Here is a 17519-nt window from a genome sequence, read left to right on the forward strand (position 1 = left end):
GGCTCCGCTTACGCTTCGCCAGTCCTGTTAAGGTCCCCACTACACGAGGGTCTTTTTATTCATGTCTACTAATTCTGGGGCAGTTCAAAAATCCGGCAGCGGGGTGGTTCGTTTATGGGTTACGATACACAGGCGCGCATGGATGTTTCCGGTGCGGTGTTCCGCACACAGGACACAGCGGGTTCGGGCAGAAATTCCTGCCGCAATTCCGCCACCGAGGGGAAAATGTAGTCCGGTTTTTCCTCACTGTCATACACATCGGCCCGGGTAGCTTCGCCGCTGAGCACCAGGGCGGTTTCCACCCCGGCGCGCCGTCCGCAGGCAATGTCGGTATACAGGCGGTCCCCCACCACCAGAGCTTTTTCCGGGGCGCAGCCGGCGTTTTGCAGGGCATACTGTACCATGGCGGGTTCCGGCTTGCCCAAGAATCTGGGGCGGCGATGGGTGGCGGTTTCGATCATGTTGCAGATGGCACCGCAGTCCGGCAGATACCCGAAGTCCACCGGGCAGACCAGGTCGGGATTGGTGGCGATGTAATCCACCTGCCGGGTGGTCAGCAGCAGGCAAACGTCCTTGATCTTGTCATAATTCAGGGCGTTATCATAGGAGACCAGCACGCAGGTGATGGCCGGGTCGGCGGCGTCGGTGGTCACCAGCAGGCCGTTCTGGCGGCATTCCGCGGTGAAGGAGTCGGTGGCCAGAATGTAGATGTGCTGCCCGGCGTAACGCTCCTGCATATACCGGATGGTGGCGTAAGCGGCGGTCAGATAGTTTTCCGGGCCGCTTTCCACCCCCAGGGTGCGGAAAAATCGGATGTAATCCGCCGTGCTGCGGGTAGCGTTGTTGGTGATGAAGACAAACTGCCCCCCGCTGCGCCGCACCGCCTGCAGGAACTCTCCCGCCCCGGGAATCAGGGCATTGCCCCGGCAGATGGTGCCGTCAATGTCCAGCAAAAACAGGCGTTTTTTCATGGGCATCACTCCGCCAGGCCGTCCCGCACCGTCAGCGCCAGTTTGGGGTCGTTGGTGATGACATCGGCGCCCTCTTCCATCAGCCAGCGCAGGTCCTCCGCCCCGTTGACCGTCCAGACCCGCACAGCCAGGCCGCTGTCCAGATAGGTTTTGAGCAGATTTCCCATCTTGACGCAGTACAGGCCGGGATGCAGCCCGCCCACGCCCCGTTGCGCGGCGTATTGCTCGATATCGCAGGGAATGTCCCCGAACAGATAGGCGGTCTGGGCTTCCGGGGCCAGGCGGCGCACTTCGGCGATGCTGTAATGGTTGAAGGAAGAATAGATAATGCGATCCTGCATGCCCAGTTCGGCCACCAGGTCCAGGGTCTTTTTCTCGATGCCCTCATACCAGAGAATGCCGGTCTTGAGCTCGATGTTCACCAACATCCTGCCGGGCCTGACCTGTTCCAGCACCTCCCGCAGGGTGGGGATGCGAACGTCGGCGTAGCCGGGCATACCGTTGTCGGCACAGAACTGCTTCAGTTCGGCCAGGGTATAGTCCCGTACCAGGCCGATGCCGTTGGTGGTGCGGTCCAGTTTTTCGTCGTGGATGACCACCAGTTCCCCGTCCTTGGTCAGATGCACGTCCAGCTCAATGCCGTCGGCGCCCTGCTCTTCGGCCAGTTGGAACGCGGGCAGGGTGTTTTCGGGGGCGTAGGCGCTGGCGCCGCGGTGGGCGTATACCTTTACATTTTTCATATACCAAATCATCCTTTCCTGCACAAAAACCGGGAAAAGCCCGCGCCTTTCCCGGTCAGTGCCTGTTTACAGATTATCCGTTGATAAGGTTGTAGGTTTCGATGGACTCGTTGACCTGCTCGGTGATGGACTGGACGGCTTCCTCGGGGGTCTGGCTGCCGTTGAGCATCTCCTCGATCTCGGTTTCCACGATCTGGCGGGATTCGGGGAAGACGCTGAGCAGCGCGCCCGCGTACTGCGGGGCGGAAGAATGCAGCTGGTCAATGGCCGTCTGGAACTGGGGATACTGTTCCATGTTCTGCTTGTACACGTCCTCCTCCGCGGCGGCGGTGGTCACCGGGAAGTAGCCGGTCTGGGCGTTCCAGTAAGCCTGGGATTCGGGCGAGATCAGGAATTCGATGAAGCGCCAGGTGGCCGCCAGCTTGACGGGGTCGTTGTTGTTCAGCGCCCACAGAGAACCGCCGCCGATGGACACGCCGCCTTCATCGGAGGAAGAAACCGCCGGGAAGTAGGCGGTGCCCACCTCAAAGGAATCGCCGGTGTCCTGCAGGACCTGCTTCAGGGAGGCGGTGGACCCCAGCATCATGGCCGCCTTGCCGGAGGTAAAGTCGGTGGTGGCGGTGTCGCTGCCGCTGCGGCCCACGTTGGGGGCATAGCCTTCGTCGTACAGTTTCTTCCAGGCATTCAGGATGTTCAGCGCGCCGCCGTTCTGGTCAAAGACCACGCTGGTGGCGGGGGCGGTACGGCCGTTGCCGTTGTCCACCATCTCCAGGCCCTGCTTGCACAGGAACTGCTCAAACCACCAGCCGTACACACTCATGGCCAGCACTTCCTGGGTACCGGCCTTCTCCTTCAGCTGGTCGCCCACCTCGGCGATTTCCTCCAGGCTGGTGGGCACTTCGGTGATGCCGGCGGCATCAAACATATCCTTGTTGTAGTACAGCAGCGGGGTGGAAGAGTTGAACGGCATGGAGTACAGCCCCGCGTCGGTGGTGTAGTAGGCCGCGATGTTGGGCTCGATCTGGGACAGATCATACCCGGCGGCATCGATGAGCTGCTGCATGGGGACAACCCAGCCGGAGTCGATCATGAAGCGGGTGCCGATGTCGTAAATCTGGACCAGGTCGGCGCCCATGTTGCCGATCTGGGCGCTCTTGAGCTTGTTGATGGCGTCATCGTAGCTGCCCTGGTAGACCGCTTCCACCGTGATGCCGTACTGGTTTTCCTGGTTGAACTTGTCCACCAGGGCGGTCATGGCCTCGCCGTTGACGCCGCCCATGGAATGCCAGAAGGTGATGGTGGTGCCGGTGGTGTCCAGGGTGTTGAAATCGGCGCCGATCAGCTGGGAGGCAGCTTCCGCCTCGCTGGCGGCGGCATCGGCGGCGGTGTCGCCGGTATTCACGGCGGCAGCGGTCTGGGTGGAGCCGCAGCCCGCCAGGGGCACGGCGACAAGGGCGGCGGCCATCAGGCCGGCCAGAATCTTTTTGGCTTTCATCTACTTACACACTCCTACAATATCACATTTGTCAACCAAAATCTATGTCAGGCGGGATGTCCCGCCGCAACAGCAAAACTCAGCCTTTCACCGCGCCGGAGAACATGCCCCGGATGAGCTGTTTCTGGCCGGCGATGAAGATGACCATGCTGGGGATGATCACCGAAACCACACCGGCCATCATCAGGGTGACCGACTGGGCGTCGGTATTGTCCAGCATGCTGATGCCGATCTGGACGGTACGCATTTCCTGGGAGCCGGTGACCAGCAGCGGCCACATGTACATGTTCCAGGCGTTGATGAAGGTGTACACCGACATGGCGCCGATGGCCGACTTGGTCAGGGGCAGCAGGATGCTGACGATGAACCGCAGGTTGCCGCAGCCGTCCAGTTTGGCAGATTCATACAGGGACATGGGGAAGGTCATATAGAACTGCCGGAACAGGAAGATACCCATGGCGGAGGTCAGGGAGGGCAGAATCAGCACCAGGTAGGTGTCCAGAATGCCCAGGGAACTGACGGTGAGGTAGTTGGAAATGATGGTGGCCTCGCCGGGAACCATCATGGTGGCCATGACCAGCATGAACAGCAGGTTCTTGCCCTTGAAGTTCAGGAAGGAGAAGGCAAAGGCCGCCAGGGAGCAGGTCAGGATCTGGCCCAGGGTGATGCAGCCCGCCACGATAAAGGAGTTGAGCACGAAGCGCAGCAGCGGCACCTGGGTCCAGGCGCGGATGTAGTTGCCGAAATCCGGATGTTTGGGCAGCAGGTTCATCTCCATGGTGAAGAGCTCATCCCCGGGCATCAGGGAGACGCTGACCGCGTACAGCAGCGGAAAGAGGATGAACAGGGCCATGATCACGTTGAGCACAATCAGTACCCCGGTGCGGATGCGCCGGCGGCGCAGGGCCGCCAGACCCATGCGGCGGTGCAGGGCGGCCAGCTCCTCCTGGGTGTAATTTTCGCGATGGAGGGTTGTGCCCGTGGGCGTTTTGAGGACAGCGGTATTTTCCATCAGTATTTGACTCCCTTCTTTTCAACCTTGAACATGACCAGTGTCAGCGCCATGATGATGAGGAACAGAATCACCGACTGCGCCGCCGCGCTGCCGAACTTGTAGTTGAAGAAGGCGTCGCGGTAGATGGAATAGACGATCAGGTTGGTGGATTCGCCGGGGCCGCCCTGGGTCAGGATCTTGACCTGGCCGAAGGACTGGAATGCCTGGATGATGTTGACCACCAGAGTGTAGAACATGATGGGGCTGAGACCCGGCAAAGTCAGGCGGAAGAACTTCTGCACGCCGCTGGCGCCGTCCACCGAGGCGCGCTCGTAGATGGACTCGTCAATGTTGCCCAGGCCGGCGGAGAAGTACAGGAAGTTGATGCCGCTGTTCAGCCAGGCGGTGAGCACGGCCACGCAGATCAGGGCGTAGCGGGGATCACTGATCCAGTTGATGTCCAGACCGGTGACCTTGTTGAACAGACCGATGGTGGGGTTGAGGATCACCTTGAAGATCATGGCCGCGCCGCTGGAGGCGATGGCCATGGGCAGTGCGTAGGAGGTGCTGAACGCCCGGATGCCCGGGAAGGTCTTGCTGCACAGCACCGCTGCCACCAGGCCCAGCAACATACTGCCGAACACCACGATGACCACAAAGATCAGGGTGACGAGGATGCTGTTGTAAAAGCTTTCGGAGGTGAGCAGGTCGATGTAGTTCTGCGCCCCCACAAAGATTTTGGCCCGGCCCAGCTTGTCGGTGAGGAACATGCTGAGGTAGATGGTCTTGACGAAGGGGTAAAACAGGAACATGGCAAAGATGGCAAAGCAGGGGATCAGATAGGCATAGGGGCTGCAACCCTTCAGTTTTTCCACAAAGGCTTTCATGCTTCGTTCCTCCACTGGTAGAAAAGATTCTGTTCGGTTTCGCCGTCAAAGAAGTGGGCGTTGGCCATGTCCAGATACAGAGCCGCTTCCTTGCCGGGCTGAGCACCGTGGTCCGGCGCCACCCGGGCGGCAAACTCGCCGTCCTCATTCTCAATGTGCACGATGGCTTCGGAGCCCAGGGCCTCGCAGGCGGTGACGTTGCCTTTCATCTCACCGTACACCTTGCCCGCATGGACAGGCGCGGTGTACAGGTCCTCCGGCCGGATGCCCAGCACCAGGGCCCGGTTGTCGTGCTGGGGCCACAGCACATGGGCCTGGTCCTCGGTCAAAGGGAAGATCTGGCCGCCCTCGGTGAGGAAGGCCGCCCCCTTCCCTGCCCGCTTGACCTTGCCCCGCAGGAAGTTCATGGCCGGGGAACCGATAAAGCCCGCCACAAACATGTTGGTAGGGTGGTTGTACAGGTCGATGGGGGTGGCCACCTGCTGGATATACCCGGCTTTCATAACCACAATGCGGTCAGCCAGGGTCATGGCCTCGGTCTGGTCGTGGGTGACGTAGATGGTGGTGATGCCCAGCTTGTGGTGCAGGTCTGCCAGTTCCACCCGCATATGGGTGCGCAGCTTGGCGTCCAGATTGGACAGGGGTTCGTCCATCAGGAAGGCTTTGGGCTTGCGCATGATGGCGCTGCCGATGGCCACACGCTGTTTCTGGCCGCCGGAAAGGGCCGCCGGACGGCGGTTCAGCAGGTTGGAGATGCCCAGCATTTCGGCGGTTTCCTCCACCCGGCGGCGGATTTCCTTTTTGGGGACCTTGCGCACCGACAGGGAGAAAGCCATGTTGTCATACACCGACATCTGGGGATACAGGGCGTAGTTCTGGAACACCATGGACAGGTCCCGTTCCCCGGGTTCTGCGTAGTTGCACAGCTCGTCCCCGATCCACAGTTCGCCCTTGGAGATATCCTCCAGGCCGGCGATCATCCGCAGGGTGGTGGACTTGCCGCAGCCCGAAGGCCCCACAAAAACCACAAATTCGCCGTCACGGATGCGCAGCGAAAAATCGCTCACCGCATATTGATCCTTCTCAAATACCTTGCATACATCTTTCAATACGATTTCAGCCATAGAAGATCCCGTTTCCTCCTCCGGTAACAATCACTGATGACGGGCACTCTCTGGCGCCCGTCGGATATAATACCGCAAAGGGTGGGATGCTGTCGTTCATGCTGGGGTAAAATATCCGAAAACATTTGAAAAGGCTGATTTTTTCGATGTCCGGTTATTTTTTCTTTTTGCAGCCTTCCCTTACCTGCCATTTTTTACCTCGGCTTTACGCCACGGACACCACGGCTTCCCGGTTTTTGACAAAACTTTTTCTTTGCCGGCCAAAACCCTCCGTTTTGTAAAAAGAGAAAAAGCCCACCGCAGAGCAAGTGCTCCGCAGCAGGCTATTGAAAGGAAAAAACAAAAACGCCCCGGTCAACGACCGGGGCGCAACGTTGGTGGAGGATGGGGGACTCGAACCCTCGACCTCTGCGATGTGAACGCAGCGCTCTAACCAGCTGAGCTAATCATCCGTAACGACATGTGTTATTATAGCGCATGGGCGGATGTTTGTCAAGCAGGTTTTTGGATTTTTTTCGCATCTGATTCAAAACAAAAGGTCCCGCCGGCGCAAGCAGGCGCGGGCGGGACAAAGACCGGCAAAACCGGTGGAAATTATTCCGGCAGGTAGATGTGATGGGGCAGGCCCTCCACGTAGATGGGGGTCAGCTCCGCCTGGATCAGCGGCATGGCGTAGGAGATGAATTCCGGCATCATGTCGGTATGGTCGGCGTTGATCCATTCCAGCGGAACCTTCTTTTCCAGGTTGGCCACCTCGCTGATGGGATGCAGTTCGGTGGTGGCCTGGTAGGGTGCGTTGGAGATGCGCTTGATGGCCACCATCTCCCCGGTATGGCCCTCAAAGGCAGCCTTGACGGCGGCACCGCCCACCTGGTAGGCTTCGGTGATGTCGGTGCGGCTGGTCAGGTGACCGGCGCAGCGCTGCAGGGTGGACAGCTCGATGCAGCGGGTCTTGGTGTCCAGGCGGCGGGCCACCGTATTGGCCAGGAAACGGGCGGTACCAGTCAGGGCCTTGTGACCGAAGGCATCCACCGCGTGAACGTCGTCGGCCAGCTCGCAGACATAGCGGCCATCCTCCAACTTGACGCCTTCGGACACGGCAATGACGATGCTGGGCTTTTTGGCCTGCATACGCTCCACCTTTTCCACAAAGCGGTCCACGTTGAAGGGAATTTCGGGCAGGCAGATCATGTCCACGCCCTCGCAGTCCTCGGCCCGGGCCAGGGCAGCGGCGGCGGTCAGCCAGCCGGCGTTGCGGCCCATGATCTCCACGATGGTGACGTACTTGGTGCCGTAGACAGTGGCATCCCGGATGATCTCCTTCATCACCACGCCGATGTACTTGGCGGCGCTGCCGTAACCGGGGGTATGATCGGTGACCATCAGGTCGTTGTCGATGGTCTTGGGCACACCCATGAACCGGATTTCGCTGCCGATGTGGGAGCCGTAGTCCGCCAGCTTGCCGATGGTGTCCATGCTGTCGTTGCCGCCGATATAGAAGAAGTAGCCGATGTCCAGCTCCTTCAGAATCTCAAACAGCTGCTTGTACACGGCCTCCCCTTCCGGGTCATGCCAGTCGGGCAGTTTGTAGCGGCAGCTGCCCAGATAGCTGGACGGGGTGCGCTTGAGCAGTTCGATGTCCATGGCGCAGGTCAGCTTGTCGTCCAGCACGCAGACCCGGCGTTCCAGCAGACCGGCCACACCGTGCATCATGCCGTAAACCTTCTCCGCTCCACGGCGTTTGCAGCTTTCAAACACACCCGCCAGGCTTGCGTTGATCACAGAAGTAGGACCGCCAGACTGGCCCACAATCGCATTTTTTGCCATATTGAACCTCCCGAAATGTTCCGGCGCCACATTGCTGCCGCGCTTGTTTTGTCTATATCAGTGTAGCATTTCTGCATGTGGTTGACCATTGTCGCAGTTGACAACCCACATTTCCGGGTTGTGCGCCTCCCTGGTTCCATTGAGCGGAACTGTGTTCCGCATGTTGAATTTTGGCTTTTCCTTGCGTTCCGCTCAGCGGAATGCCCCTGCTTTTCCGGGCTTTTTCTGCGCCCTCAAAAACATTGCAAAAATTGCGTTCTTGCCGTTTTTTGCTTCCCTTTCCCGATTTTCAATGTCATCCAATGCAAAGGGCCCGCCTCAACGCAAACAGCGCAGAGACGGGCTTTTTTCGCCTCACCCGGCCATATCCTGCCGAGCAAGACCTTCGATCAATTTTTGCGTATAAAGGGCGGCGCCCTCGGTGTTCAGATGGTTGTTGCTGTCATAAAACAGCGCGCCGTCCATGATGGCGTCGGGATAATCCACCAGCACCGGTAATCCCAGTTCCTGCCGCACCGCCCGGGCATACGCTTCATTCTCGGCGGCATCGCTGGTCACGCACAGGGCGTTGAGGGGCGCATGGCTGAACAGCACCGTCACCCCCCGCCGCTCCATCTTGTCTGTAAAGGTGCGGATGGCATTCACGGTGTCTTTGTCCAGAATGTCGGCACTGAGTGACACCATATCCTGGGTGTTGTATTTGTGTTCCAGAATGTTGGTGCGCGGGGTGATCACGTTGCCCGACGGCCCGAAATCCTCGCTGTGGGGCGTCTGGCCCGGGGGATAGTCGTAGCTTGTCCAGTGCAGCCCCTGCAGCGGGGTCCAGTCGGTGGGCCAGCGCTGGGCCAGATACCGCCCCGCACTGGCCGCCGCCCCCAGCCACAGGTCAGGCGGCACGCAGGCCCAGGCGTCCGGGTCGGTGCCGCAGGCCTGCCACAGCACCAGATAATCCACCCCGGTGTTGCGCAGCATCAGATGCTCCAGCATCAGGATCACCGTGTCCCCCGGCTGGGCGTAGCGGTCCAGCATGTTCAGGTACATCTGCATGCCCAGGTAGGCGGTGACCCCCACGCAGTAGGTGGGTCGGCCGGTGGCATCGGCGATGGCCTGACAGTCAGCGCCGTATTCGGTGGCAGAGCCCCCGGCAATCAGAATACGATCACCACCGGGGGTGTCCCGCAGCAGGTCCAGCTTGTAGTGCAGGGTGTAGAGCAGGCTTTGCTGGGTGGTTTCGGGCACAAACCCGATGCACCCGATGAGCAGAACAAAGGGCAGGCAAAGGGCCAGAAGAAAAGCCAGGACCTTGCCCAGATAACGCAGAATTTCTTTTCTTGTCATAAGGGCCCCCTGTCAGAACTGGAAGTAGATGAAATCGGCGGTAGCGCCGAAGGGGCGGGAGCACAGGGCCACCAGCACCCCAAAACAAAGCAGATAATAGAACCCATACCGCTGCCAGGGCCGGGCACGGCGGATGGCCTGCAGCGGGTCGGCACGGTAGGCGGCGTACCAGTCATACACCAGCAGCGCCGCAATCAGGGCAAAGGCCAGCCCCAGCAGGGCCGGGGTAAGCCCCGCCGCCTGGGCATACGCCACCAGGTGCACCGGGCTGAGTCCCTGCCCCAGATGAGTCAGCACATACAAAAGGTCGGACAGATCGTTGGCCCGGAAGAAGATCCAGCCAAAGCCCACAATGCAGCAGGTGACCACAGTGCGAAGAGTTGCAAAGGCGGCGCCCCGGCCCCCTTTCAGGCGGTTTTGCAGGGCTTCGATTTGGGGAAGGTAGAAGGTTTCGGCGCACAGCCACAGGCCGTGGTACAACCCCCACAGCACAAAGGTCCAGCTGGCACCATGCCACAATCCGCTGAGCAGGAAGGTCACCGCCAGGTTGCGCAGATGCCGCCACCGGCTGCACCGGCTGCCTCCCAGCGGGATATACACATAGTCGGTGAACCACCGGGTCAGGCTGATGTGCCAGCGCCGCCAGAAATCCTTGACGCTGCGGGCCATGTAGGGGCTGCGGAAGTTTTCCATCAGGTCGATGCCCAGCAGCCGGGCACTGCCCACGGCGATGTCGGAATAACCGGAGAAATCGCAGTAAATCTGCACGCTGAACAACAGGGTGGCCAGAATCAGGGTCAGGCCGCCCTTCCCCGCCAGGTCGTTGTACACATTGTTCACGTAGGTGGCCACAAAATCCGCAATAGCCACCTTCTTGAACATGCCCACGCAGATTTTGCGCAGACCGGCGCTGAAGGCCGCCCGGTCGGGGTCATGTTTCTGATGCAGCTGGGGCAGCAGGTTGCCGGCACGCTCGATGGGACCGGCCACCAGCTGGGGGAAAAAGCTGACGTACAGCGCATAATAGCCGAAATGGGGTTCAGCTTTCAGATCACCGCGGTAGACATCCACCACATAGCTGAGGGTCTGGAAGGTGTAAAAGCTGATGCCCACAGGAAGGACCAGTTCCAGGGTGGTGGGCTGCAGAGGCAGTCCCACCGCCTGCAGCAGCGCCGTCACATTCTGGGAAAAGAAGTTGAAATATTTGAAAAAGAACAGGCAGGCCAGGCACAGACCCACGCCGCTCCACAGGGCGGCTTTGCGCAGCACCGGACGTTGCAGCCGTTGCACCCCCAGCGCCGCGGCCCAGCTGACCACAGTGGTGAAGAGGATCAGCACGATCAGTTCCGGGTTCCAGCTCATATAAAAGTAATAGCTGAATCCCAGCAGCGCCACCCAGCGCAAGCGCTGGGGGAGCAGGAAATATACCAGGACGGCCAGCGGCAGAAAGACCGCGTAGGCCAGCGAGTTAAACAGCATGAAGGTCTCCCTGTCTCAATCACAAAAAGGTGTCCCCGCCGGGAAAACCGGCGAGGACAGCAAGGTAAAACAACGGACGTTCAGATTTTGGCGGGTGCTGACCGGCGGTAAAGCTGCCGGACCAGCAGCGCCACCAGGACCACCAGAACCAGGGTGGCAAACTCGGTGGGCCAGACGGTAAGCACACCGGTCTGGTACAGCATGGCGGGCAGGTTGGACACCGCATGGAGCACAATGGCCAGAGGATAGCCCCAGGCGGGCAGACGGCGGGTGACCACCATCCAGATCAGCATGGACAAGGCCAGATGCAGCCCGATGGCGCACAGGCGTTCAAACCCGGCGGCCAGCCACTGGGTGGCGGGCACGGCGGCCAGCTGGGCCAGCTGCTGCTGGGCCGCGGTCACCTGATCCCCTTCCAGGCCGGTGAGCAGGCTTTCGGTGTTGCCGCTGTTGATGGCGTACATGACCATCAGGTTGTTGAGCATGGTAAGTCCCGCCAGCAAAATGGCTTCGATGCCGCCATGGCCCACACCGTAGGCAAAGCCGATGGCCGGGCTCTTGTCCTTTTTGCACAGAGCCCGGAGGCCCAGATACCGGGCGGTCTCCTCGAACAGACCGGCGGCCAGGCCGCCGTACAGGCAGTAGACCGGAATGTTCTGCCGGATGTCCGGGTAGAGGGTGAACACCAGGCTGTGCAGGATCTGCTCCAGCACATAGGCGCCCACAATATAGCAGAACGCACCGATCATGATGGCGTATCCGCTGCCCTTGTGCTTGCGTGTGACCGCAATGCCAAGGCCGACCGGCACACCCACAATCACCAGCAGGCTGAGCATGGCGCTGGCCACCGAGAGGAACGGAACCGATGTAGGCATAAAAGCACCTCTTTTTTGTGCGAAAAAGCCCCGCGGGATGCACCCGCAGAGGATTTTTCCAATGTATGCCCCATTATACCCCACCAAAGGTCGGACTGTCAATTTGAGCCAAAAACAGTTTTGTAAAATTTATGATTGACTTATTTGCACATTTGGGGTATAATACAGTAGCTTAATGACAGCACAGCCATGTGCCCGTAGCTCAGTTGGTAGAGCATCTGACTTTTAATCAGAGGGTCCAGGATTCGAGTTCCTGCGGGCGCACCAAAAAGCCTTACGCTTTTGCGTAAGGCTTTTTTGTACGCTTTAGTGGATACCTCCGCCAGTTCCGAAGATAGCAGGATATCAATGCCCGTTTATAACCCGCTGTTCAAGCAGAATGGTGAATTTCTCAGTACTTCTTCTCTGTTCACTGTGGCTTTTATAGTCTCGCGACACCGTTCAAGCCCGGATGCCCCCCTTTGGAACTTCTTCGGTCATTTTCTATCCTTCCAGATTCGAGTCGGGATACGGTGCAAAAATTCCAGCGTATAGACCAAATATTTCCTTGTTTCTCAAAAGTTTTTTCACAATTGCATGAAAAAAAGTCTCCATCTATGTATTTTTATTGCATTTTCAGGTGAGAGGTATTATCATAAGCATATCCCGTTTTATTGATTTTCAAATATACAAGGGGTGCATTATGAAAACCACACTAATTATCATGGCGGCCGGCATTGGTTCCCGTTTTGGCGCTGGCATCAAGCAACTGGCAAAGATGGGTCCTAATGGCGAAATCATTATGGATTATTCAATTCACGACGCCAAAGAAGCCGGCTTTAATAAAGTAGTCATTATTATCCGCAAAGATATCGAAGAAGAATTCAAGCAAATTATAGGCAATCGTATCAGCAGTCAGATGGATGTGGAGTATGTATTTCAGTCCATCGATGACCTGCCCGCCGGCTTCTCCGTGCCGGAAGGCCGTTCCAAACCCTGGGGTACCGGCCAGGCCGTTCTTTGCTGCAAGAATATCGTGAAGGAGCCCTTTGCCATCATCAACGCCGACGACTACTATGGCAAAGAAGCCTTCAAATTGCTGCATGACTTTCTGATCCAACCTTATGAAAGCAACGGCATCTTCCGTATGGGCATGGCCGGCTTCATTTTGAAGAATACGCTCAGCGAGAACGGTACAGTAACCCGCGGTATCTGTATTACCGATGAAAACGGTATGCTGACCGATGTGCTGGAGACTACCGGCATCGGCTACAATGCCGAAGGTAAACTGGTCTGTGATCGGGAAGATTCCCAGGCTATTTTGAGCGAAGATGTGCCTGTTTCCATGAACATGTGGGCAGCTTATCCCGATTTTCTGGATTATCTGGAAGAAGGCTTCGCAGAATTTCTCAGCAAATTGGGCGACAATCCTACCAAAGCAGAATATTTGCTTCCCATCATCGTGGATGACCTGCTGAAAAAGGGAAAAGCCACCGTCAAAGTTATGAAAACGCCGGACAAGTGGATCGGAATCACCTACAAAGAAGACACTGAACTGGCGCAAAAGGGCTTCCGTGATATGGTCGCTTCCGGCTTGTATGCGGCAGATTTGTGGAGTAAATAAACTTTTGATGACTTCCCTGATGCTTGCCCTGGTCTGATTGTAAACGACTTTTCTTCCCTACTTCCGTGTAACTACTGTATGACGGTTGTGTACCTACTTTGTGTATGCTGAACTATTTGTGATAAAGCAACACTGCGTATGCTGTTTTATAGTGGCCTGAGAACTCATTACTATAGTAGCTCAGACGTTGCTTCTTGTGCCTGATCCCAGCGGCATAGCCATCAACTTTTGAAGCTATACCGGAAGCCCCTGATTCCTCTTTGCTAAAGCAAAAACAAAAGTGTCCCTTATGGAGAATAATTCCATAAGGGACATTTTTTGTTGACTATAGTTGTAAGCGACACATCCTTACTGACGCCATTTCCACCAGAGGTAACTCAAGTTGGTGGTGAAGTACCGCTTGAACAACCGCTTTGGGTCCTGCATCAAACGATAAAACCATTCCAGATTGCGCCGCTGCATCCACATAGGTGCTCGTTTGATATTCCCTGCCTCATAGTCAAAAGCCGCCCCCACGCCAATCATCAAGGCGTGGACCTCGTCTTCATGCGCTGCCATCCAGAGTTCTTGCTTGGGTGCACCCAGACCGACCCAAACGAAATCCGGGTGTGTCGCGTTGATTTGCTCTACACAAGCAGCGTCTTCCTGCGGCGTCAGAGCACGGAAAGGCGGGCTGTACATGCCGGCAATGATCGTACCGGGATAGCGCTCATGAATTTTCTGCTCCAGGGTCTTCAAGGTTTCCGGCGTTGATCCATAAAAATAATGCCGCCATTTTTTCTGAGGAGAGAGCTTCAGAATTTCCTGCATAAGATCAGGACCGGTAACACGTTGCGCTTCGGTATAGCCCTGTTCTCTGCTGTACTGTGACAACGGACCGCCATCCGGCAGGGCCATTGCCGCCCCTTGCTGGACCGCCTGGTACTTTTTGTCCTTGTGAGCAGTTACCGTTGTGTGCACATTGGCCACACAAATGTACTTTCCTCTCCAGTCCTCCAGCTTTTCCTCAATGGTCTGTATCGTCTTGTTCATATCCGTGACAACAATATCCACACCCATTATATTACAGGTGTCCATCATTTTCACGTCGATCAGGCGAAAGCCGTTTTCGATATAAAGCTGTGACCGTCCCCCCACAAAATCGTTGTACACCGGGATGACCGCCACCTCGATCTTATAGGTATCCGCAATTGCAATAATTGTCCGTAGCTGAAGGGCGCTCTGGGTATCCTGCGCAATAATAATCTTGTCCACCGCAACAGACTGCAAGACTTTTCGTAAATCTGCCACATCTCCTAGGTATTGCGGCATATGCTGCGAAGGTTGTGCATCCAGATACCCTATATAGTGCATCTCGAAATTTTTTTTCTGTACAACATCCTTATAATAGCGCTGAGCTGTCTCCGCACTGCCGATTATCAGTACATTGGTGTGCAGGTTTTTGCTTCGCTCGTGAGCGGTAGCAAGCTTATCCACAATCAGTCGCTTAGCAAGAATGGTAGCCGTTGTCAAAATATAGAAATACAGAAGCAACAACCGAGAAAACTGGGACAGTTGGAACACAAACAAAATTGTCGCCACCAATGCCAAACCCAGTACATTGATTACTGCAATCTTGAACCCCTCTTTCAAGAGGCCTGAACAGTGCAGACTGCGGTAGCAATTGGTTCCCGCATAACAAAGTACCATCACGATGGCATAAATCAATGCAATAGGGAAAAAACGTGACAAATCAATCGGGAAGAACTTGCTGCCCAAAGGCACTACCATACGAAGAAAGCCTGCAAGGAAGAAAGACAACAGCAGCAAAGCAAAATCTACTATTACATTCAGAAATGCAATAGCGACAGGTGTTCTATGATGCATATACAGTAACCCTCGTATTTAAACACAGTATTTGGATGCGTACATACCAAGACTAGCATATGTGTGTCTGAAAATACCTCGAACAGGCTCGAGAATACACAGAAAATAATCTCATTTTTTATCCTGACCTGTCAAATGTTCGCGGTACAGATGCATTCAAGACTTTCTATCAGTCGTAGCCATGATAAGATACGTGGTTTTACCGAATGAAGGATTTATTTGTTCAATCCTTATGTATGATAGCATACATGATTGTAAATAGCAAGAAACCCAAATCCAATCAGATAAAGCGCCATATATTTCGTAGAAATAAAAAGGCATGGTATGCAGATTTCTGGCAGAATGAAGTTGCGACACACCATTCTGGAAGGAGTCAGCAAACCATGCCTAAAAAGATTGTGCAGCTAAATAAGAAAGCTAGCAAGAAGCGGTTCGGGGAGCTTGTGTGAGGCAGCCTGGTACAAGTCCTCCATAAACAACCGGAAGCAAAGGCCGCAAGATTGATTCCGGCTGTACGGTACAAATGCAATGAACAATGCCAGGTCTGCCACAAAATTTAAGGTACATTCAACAGTATGAAAGAATACCGAAGCATTCGCCCCTGAAGGCAGCCATTGCGATCCAATTTGCACAAACCGCCCGACATTACACAATGTAAATAGCCTTTTATTTGGCTCCTTTTCCCGCAAAAACAACAGCAACAGTTTTGATCAGGATCTGAATATCCAAACCCAAAGACCAGTTGTCAATATACTGTGTGTCTAAGGAAACCACATCTTCAAAATTCTCTATGCTGGACCGCCCACTGACCTGCCACATGCCCGTAATGCCGGGCTTCATGCTCAGGCGACGCTTATGGTGACTCTCGTAATGCTTGTACTCGTCCACTGTAGGCGGCCGGGTTCCAACCAGACTCATATCTCCCCGAAGCACGTTCCAAAACTGCGGAAGTTCATCAATAGAGGTTTTCCTGATAAATTTACCGACTTTCGTGATGCGCGGGTCATCCGTCATCTTAAACATAAACCCGTTCATCTCATTTTTGGCCATGAGTTCTTTCTTGCGTTCTTCCGCATCCATATACATACTGCGCAGTTTATAGATGTAGAAGTAGCGGCCATTCAATCCCACACGTTTCTGTTTGAAAAACAGCGGCCCAGGACTCTCGATTTTGAGCGGGATTGCCACAATTGCGATAAAGGGAATACTGATCACCAAACCGACCAAAGCGCCACAAATATCTATAATCCGTTTAAGCAGAATATCACGGATATTGTGATGGACCGTGCTAATACCAATCAGATATGTGTTTCCTCGCCTTTCCAGGCTGGCAGCTGCCTGGCTGCGCCAGCCTTCGCCAGAGTGGCCACGGTACAGCTTTTCAAGAAGAGGCACGCTAAAATGCACGTCCAGCCCCATGCTTTCCAATTCTACCAGGTAATTTTCCAGCGAGGCACCACTGTCATAGGGAACATCCAGATACACTTCATCTAAAGCGTCACGGCGCACCCAGGTCATAAAATCTTCAAAACCGGCTTTAATGGGCAGACCATAAATCGTCTGTCCTATTTCCTCTTTCGTAGCATCCATCAGGGCAACGCCACAGATTTCCTTGCTCCAGTCCTTTTTCAAATCTTCCAGCAAAGGCTGCGCCCGGTCTGCAACGGTAAGGACCCCTACAAGCTTTTTCATAGGGCTTGCTTTGCCTGACTCACGCAAGTAACTTTTGACTGAAGTATGAAATACAGGCTGTAAAATAAAATTGAAGGCAAGAATTCCCACGAAGAAATATCGTGAATCCCCCAAAGGCATTTTTCCTAAGATCAGAAGCAACGCCAGCACCGCACCGATTGCGAATGTCATCACAGCCGCCCTGAGTATTTCTTTCTTCAGGCTCCGGTGGGTGATATCCTCTTCCTGATCAAAAAGTATAAAACCAATAGCAAAGGCTACGGCCAGCATCAAGTAAAATTGCAGATATTCCTGACTATTGTGTTCTTCCGGTATCATTTGAAGCCATGCATCAAAGATAAATCTGGATAAAACAACCGCACAAATCAGAGATGCCATATCTGCCAAAAAGGTCAAAATATATTCATATCTGGCTCTATACGACATACATATTCCACTCTTCCATCCCAATAAATTTGATAATCCTCTTGGTGTCACGCTCTCGACCAGGACAAGTATCATATCCTGCTGAAAAGCCTTCATACCGGCGTCTTGGAAACCAAAACTTTGCACCGGCAGAGCCCACCAGACCTTTATCATCAAGACACACAATAAAAAGCCGGTGGCCTTGCAGGCCATCCGGCTTGGG

13 protein-coding genes and 2 tRNA genes are annotated in these 17519 nt (G+C 55.4%); 2 read left to right on the forward strand and 13 right to left on the reverse strand.

Annotated features, from left to right (window positions below; genetic code table 11):
* Window positions 1-119 precede the first annotated feature (119 nt).
* The 11 genes from H6B15_RS05275 to H6B15_RS05325 all read right to left on the reverse strand — a co-directional run bounded on the left by H6B15_RS05275 (window position 120) and on the right by H6B15_RS05325 (window position 11730).
* Complete coding sequence (locus H6B15_RS05275; RefSeq protein WP_243424293.1) at window positions 120-971, reverse strand: HAD-IIA family hydrolase; 852 nt, start codon at window positions 969-971, stop codon at window positions 120-122.
* A gap of 5 nt (window positions 972-976) precedes the next feature.
* Window positions 977-1711, reverse strand: a complete 735-nt coding sequence (locus H6B15_RS05280) for a glycerophosphodiester phosphodiesterase (protein ID WP_204646859.1) — start codon at window positions 1709-1711, stop codon at window positions 977-979.
* Between the two features lie 73 nt (window positions 1712-1784).
* Window positions 1785-3206: an ABC transporter substrate-binding protein gene (locus H6B15_RS05285; protein WP_204646860.1), complete on the reverse strand. Its 1422-nt coding sequence runs from the start codon at window positions 3204-3206 to the stop codon at window positions 1785-1787.
* Window positions 3207-3285: 79 nt separating this feature from the next.
* Window positions 3286-4059: a carbohydrate ABC transporter permease gene (locus H6B15_RS05290; RefSeq protein WP_430661828.1), complete on the reverse strand. Its 774-nt coding sequence runs from the start codon at window positions 4057-4059 to the stop codon at window positions 3286-3288.
* Window positions 4060-4217: 158 nt separating this feature from the next.
* Window positions 4218-5087, reverse strand: a complete 870-nt coding sequence (locus H6B15_RS05295) for a carbohydrate ABC transporter permease (RefSeq protein ID WP_204646862.1) — start codon at window positions 5085-5087, stop codon at window positions 4218-4220.
* Window positions 5084-6211, reverse strand: a complete 1128-nt coding sequence (locus H6B15_RS05300; protein WP_204646863.1) for an ABC transporter ATP-binding protein — start codon at window positions 6209-6211, stop codon at window positions 5084-5086. The genes H6B15_RS05295 and H6B15_RS05300 overlap by 4 nt, the downstream gene beginning before the upstream one ends.
* 375 nt (window positions 6212-6586) lie before the next feature.
* A tRNA-Val gene (locus H6B15_RS05305) sits at window positions 6587-6663 on the reverse strand.
* A gap of 142 nt (window positions 6664-6805) precedes the next feature.
* Window positions 6806-8038, reverse strand: a complete 1233-nt coding sequence (locus tag H6B15_RS05310) for a 6-phosphofructokinase (RefSeq protein WP_204646864.1) — start codon at window positions 8036-8038, stop codon at window positions 6806-6808.
* A 354-nt stretch (window positions 8039-8392) separates the two neighbouring features.
* Complete coding sequence (locus tag H6B15_RS05315) at window positions 8393-9376, reverse strand: hypothetical protein (protein ID WP_204646865.1); 984 nt, start codon at window positions 9374-9376, stop codon at window positions 8393-8395.
* Window positions 9377-9388: 12 nt separating this feature from the next.
* A complete protein-coding gene (locus tag H6B15_RS05320) occupies window positions 9389-10855 on the reverse strand; it encodes an MBOAT family O-acyltransferase (RefSeq protein ID WP_204646867.1) in 1467 nt (488 codons plus the stop codon).
* Window positions 10856-10935: 80 nt separating this feature from the next.
* Window positions 10936-11730 (reverse strand): YhfC family intramembrane metalloprotease, encoded by a 795-nt coding sequence (locus H6B15_RS05325; RefSeq protein WP_204646869.1) that lies wholly within the window; start codon window positions 11728-11730, stop codon window positions 10936-10938.
* 191 nt (window positions 11731-11921) lie between these two features.
* Here H6B15_RS05325 and H6B15_RS05330 point away from each other — a divergent pair.
* Window positions 11922-11997: transfer RNA gene (locus H6B15_RS05330), tRNA-Lys, on the forward strand.
* Between the two features lie 415 nt (window positions 11998-12412).
* A complete protein-coding gene (locus H6B15_RS05335) occupies window positions 12413-13333 on the forward strand; it encodes a nucleotidyltransferase family protein (RefSeq protein ID WP_204646871.1) in 921 nt (306 codons plus the stop codon).
* A 348-nt stretch (window positions 13334-13681) separates the two neighbouring features.
* On the opposite strand, the gene H6B15_RS15775 is transcribed toward H6B15_RS05335, so the two are convergent.
* Window positions 13682-15199 (reverse strand): WecB/TagA/CpsF family glycosyltransferase, encoded by a 1518-nt coding sequence (locus H6B15_RS15775; RefSeq protein WP_204646873.1) that lies wholly within the window; start codon window positions 15197-15199, stop codon window positions 13682-13684.
* Between the two features lie 666 nt (window positions 15200-15865).
* Entirely contained in the window at window positions 15866-17509 is a 1644-nt protein-coding gene (locus H6B15_RS05345; protein WP_204646875.1) for a sugar transferase, read from the reverse strand.
* Window positions 17510-17519 lie beyond the last annotated feature (10 nt).

The organism is Gemmiger formicilis (assembly GCF_016900095.1).
Taxonomy (GTDB): domain Bacteria; phylum Bacillota; class Clostridia; order Oscillospirales; family Ruminococcaceae; genus Gemmiger; species Gemmiger formicilis_A.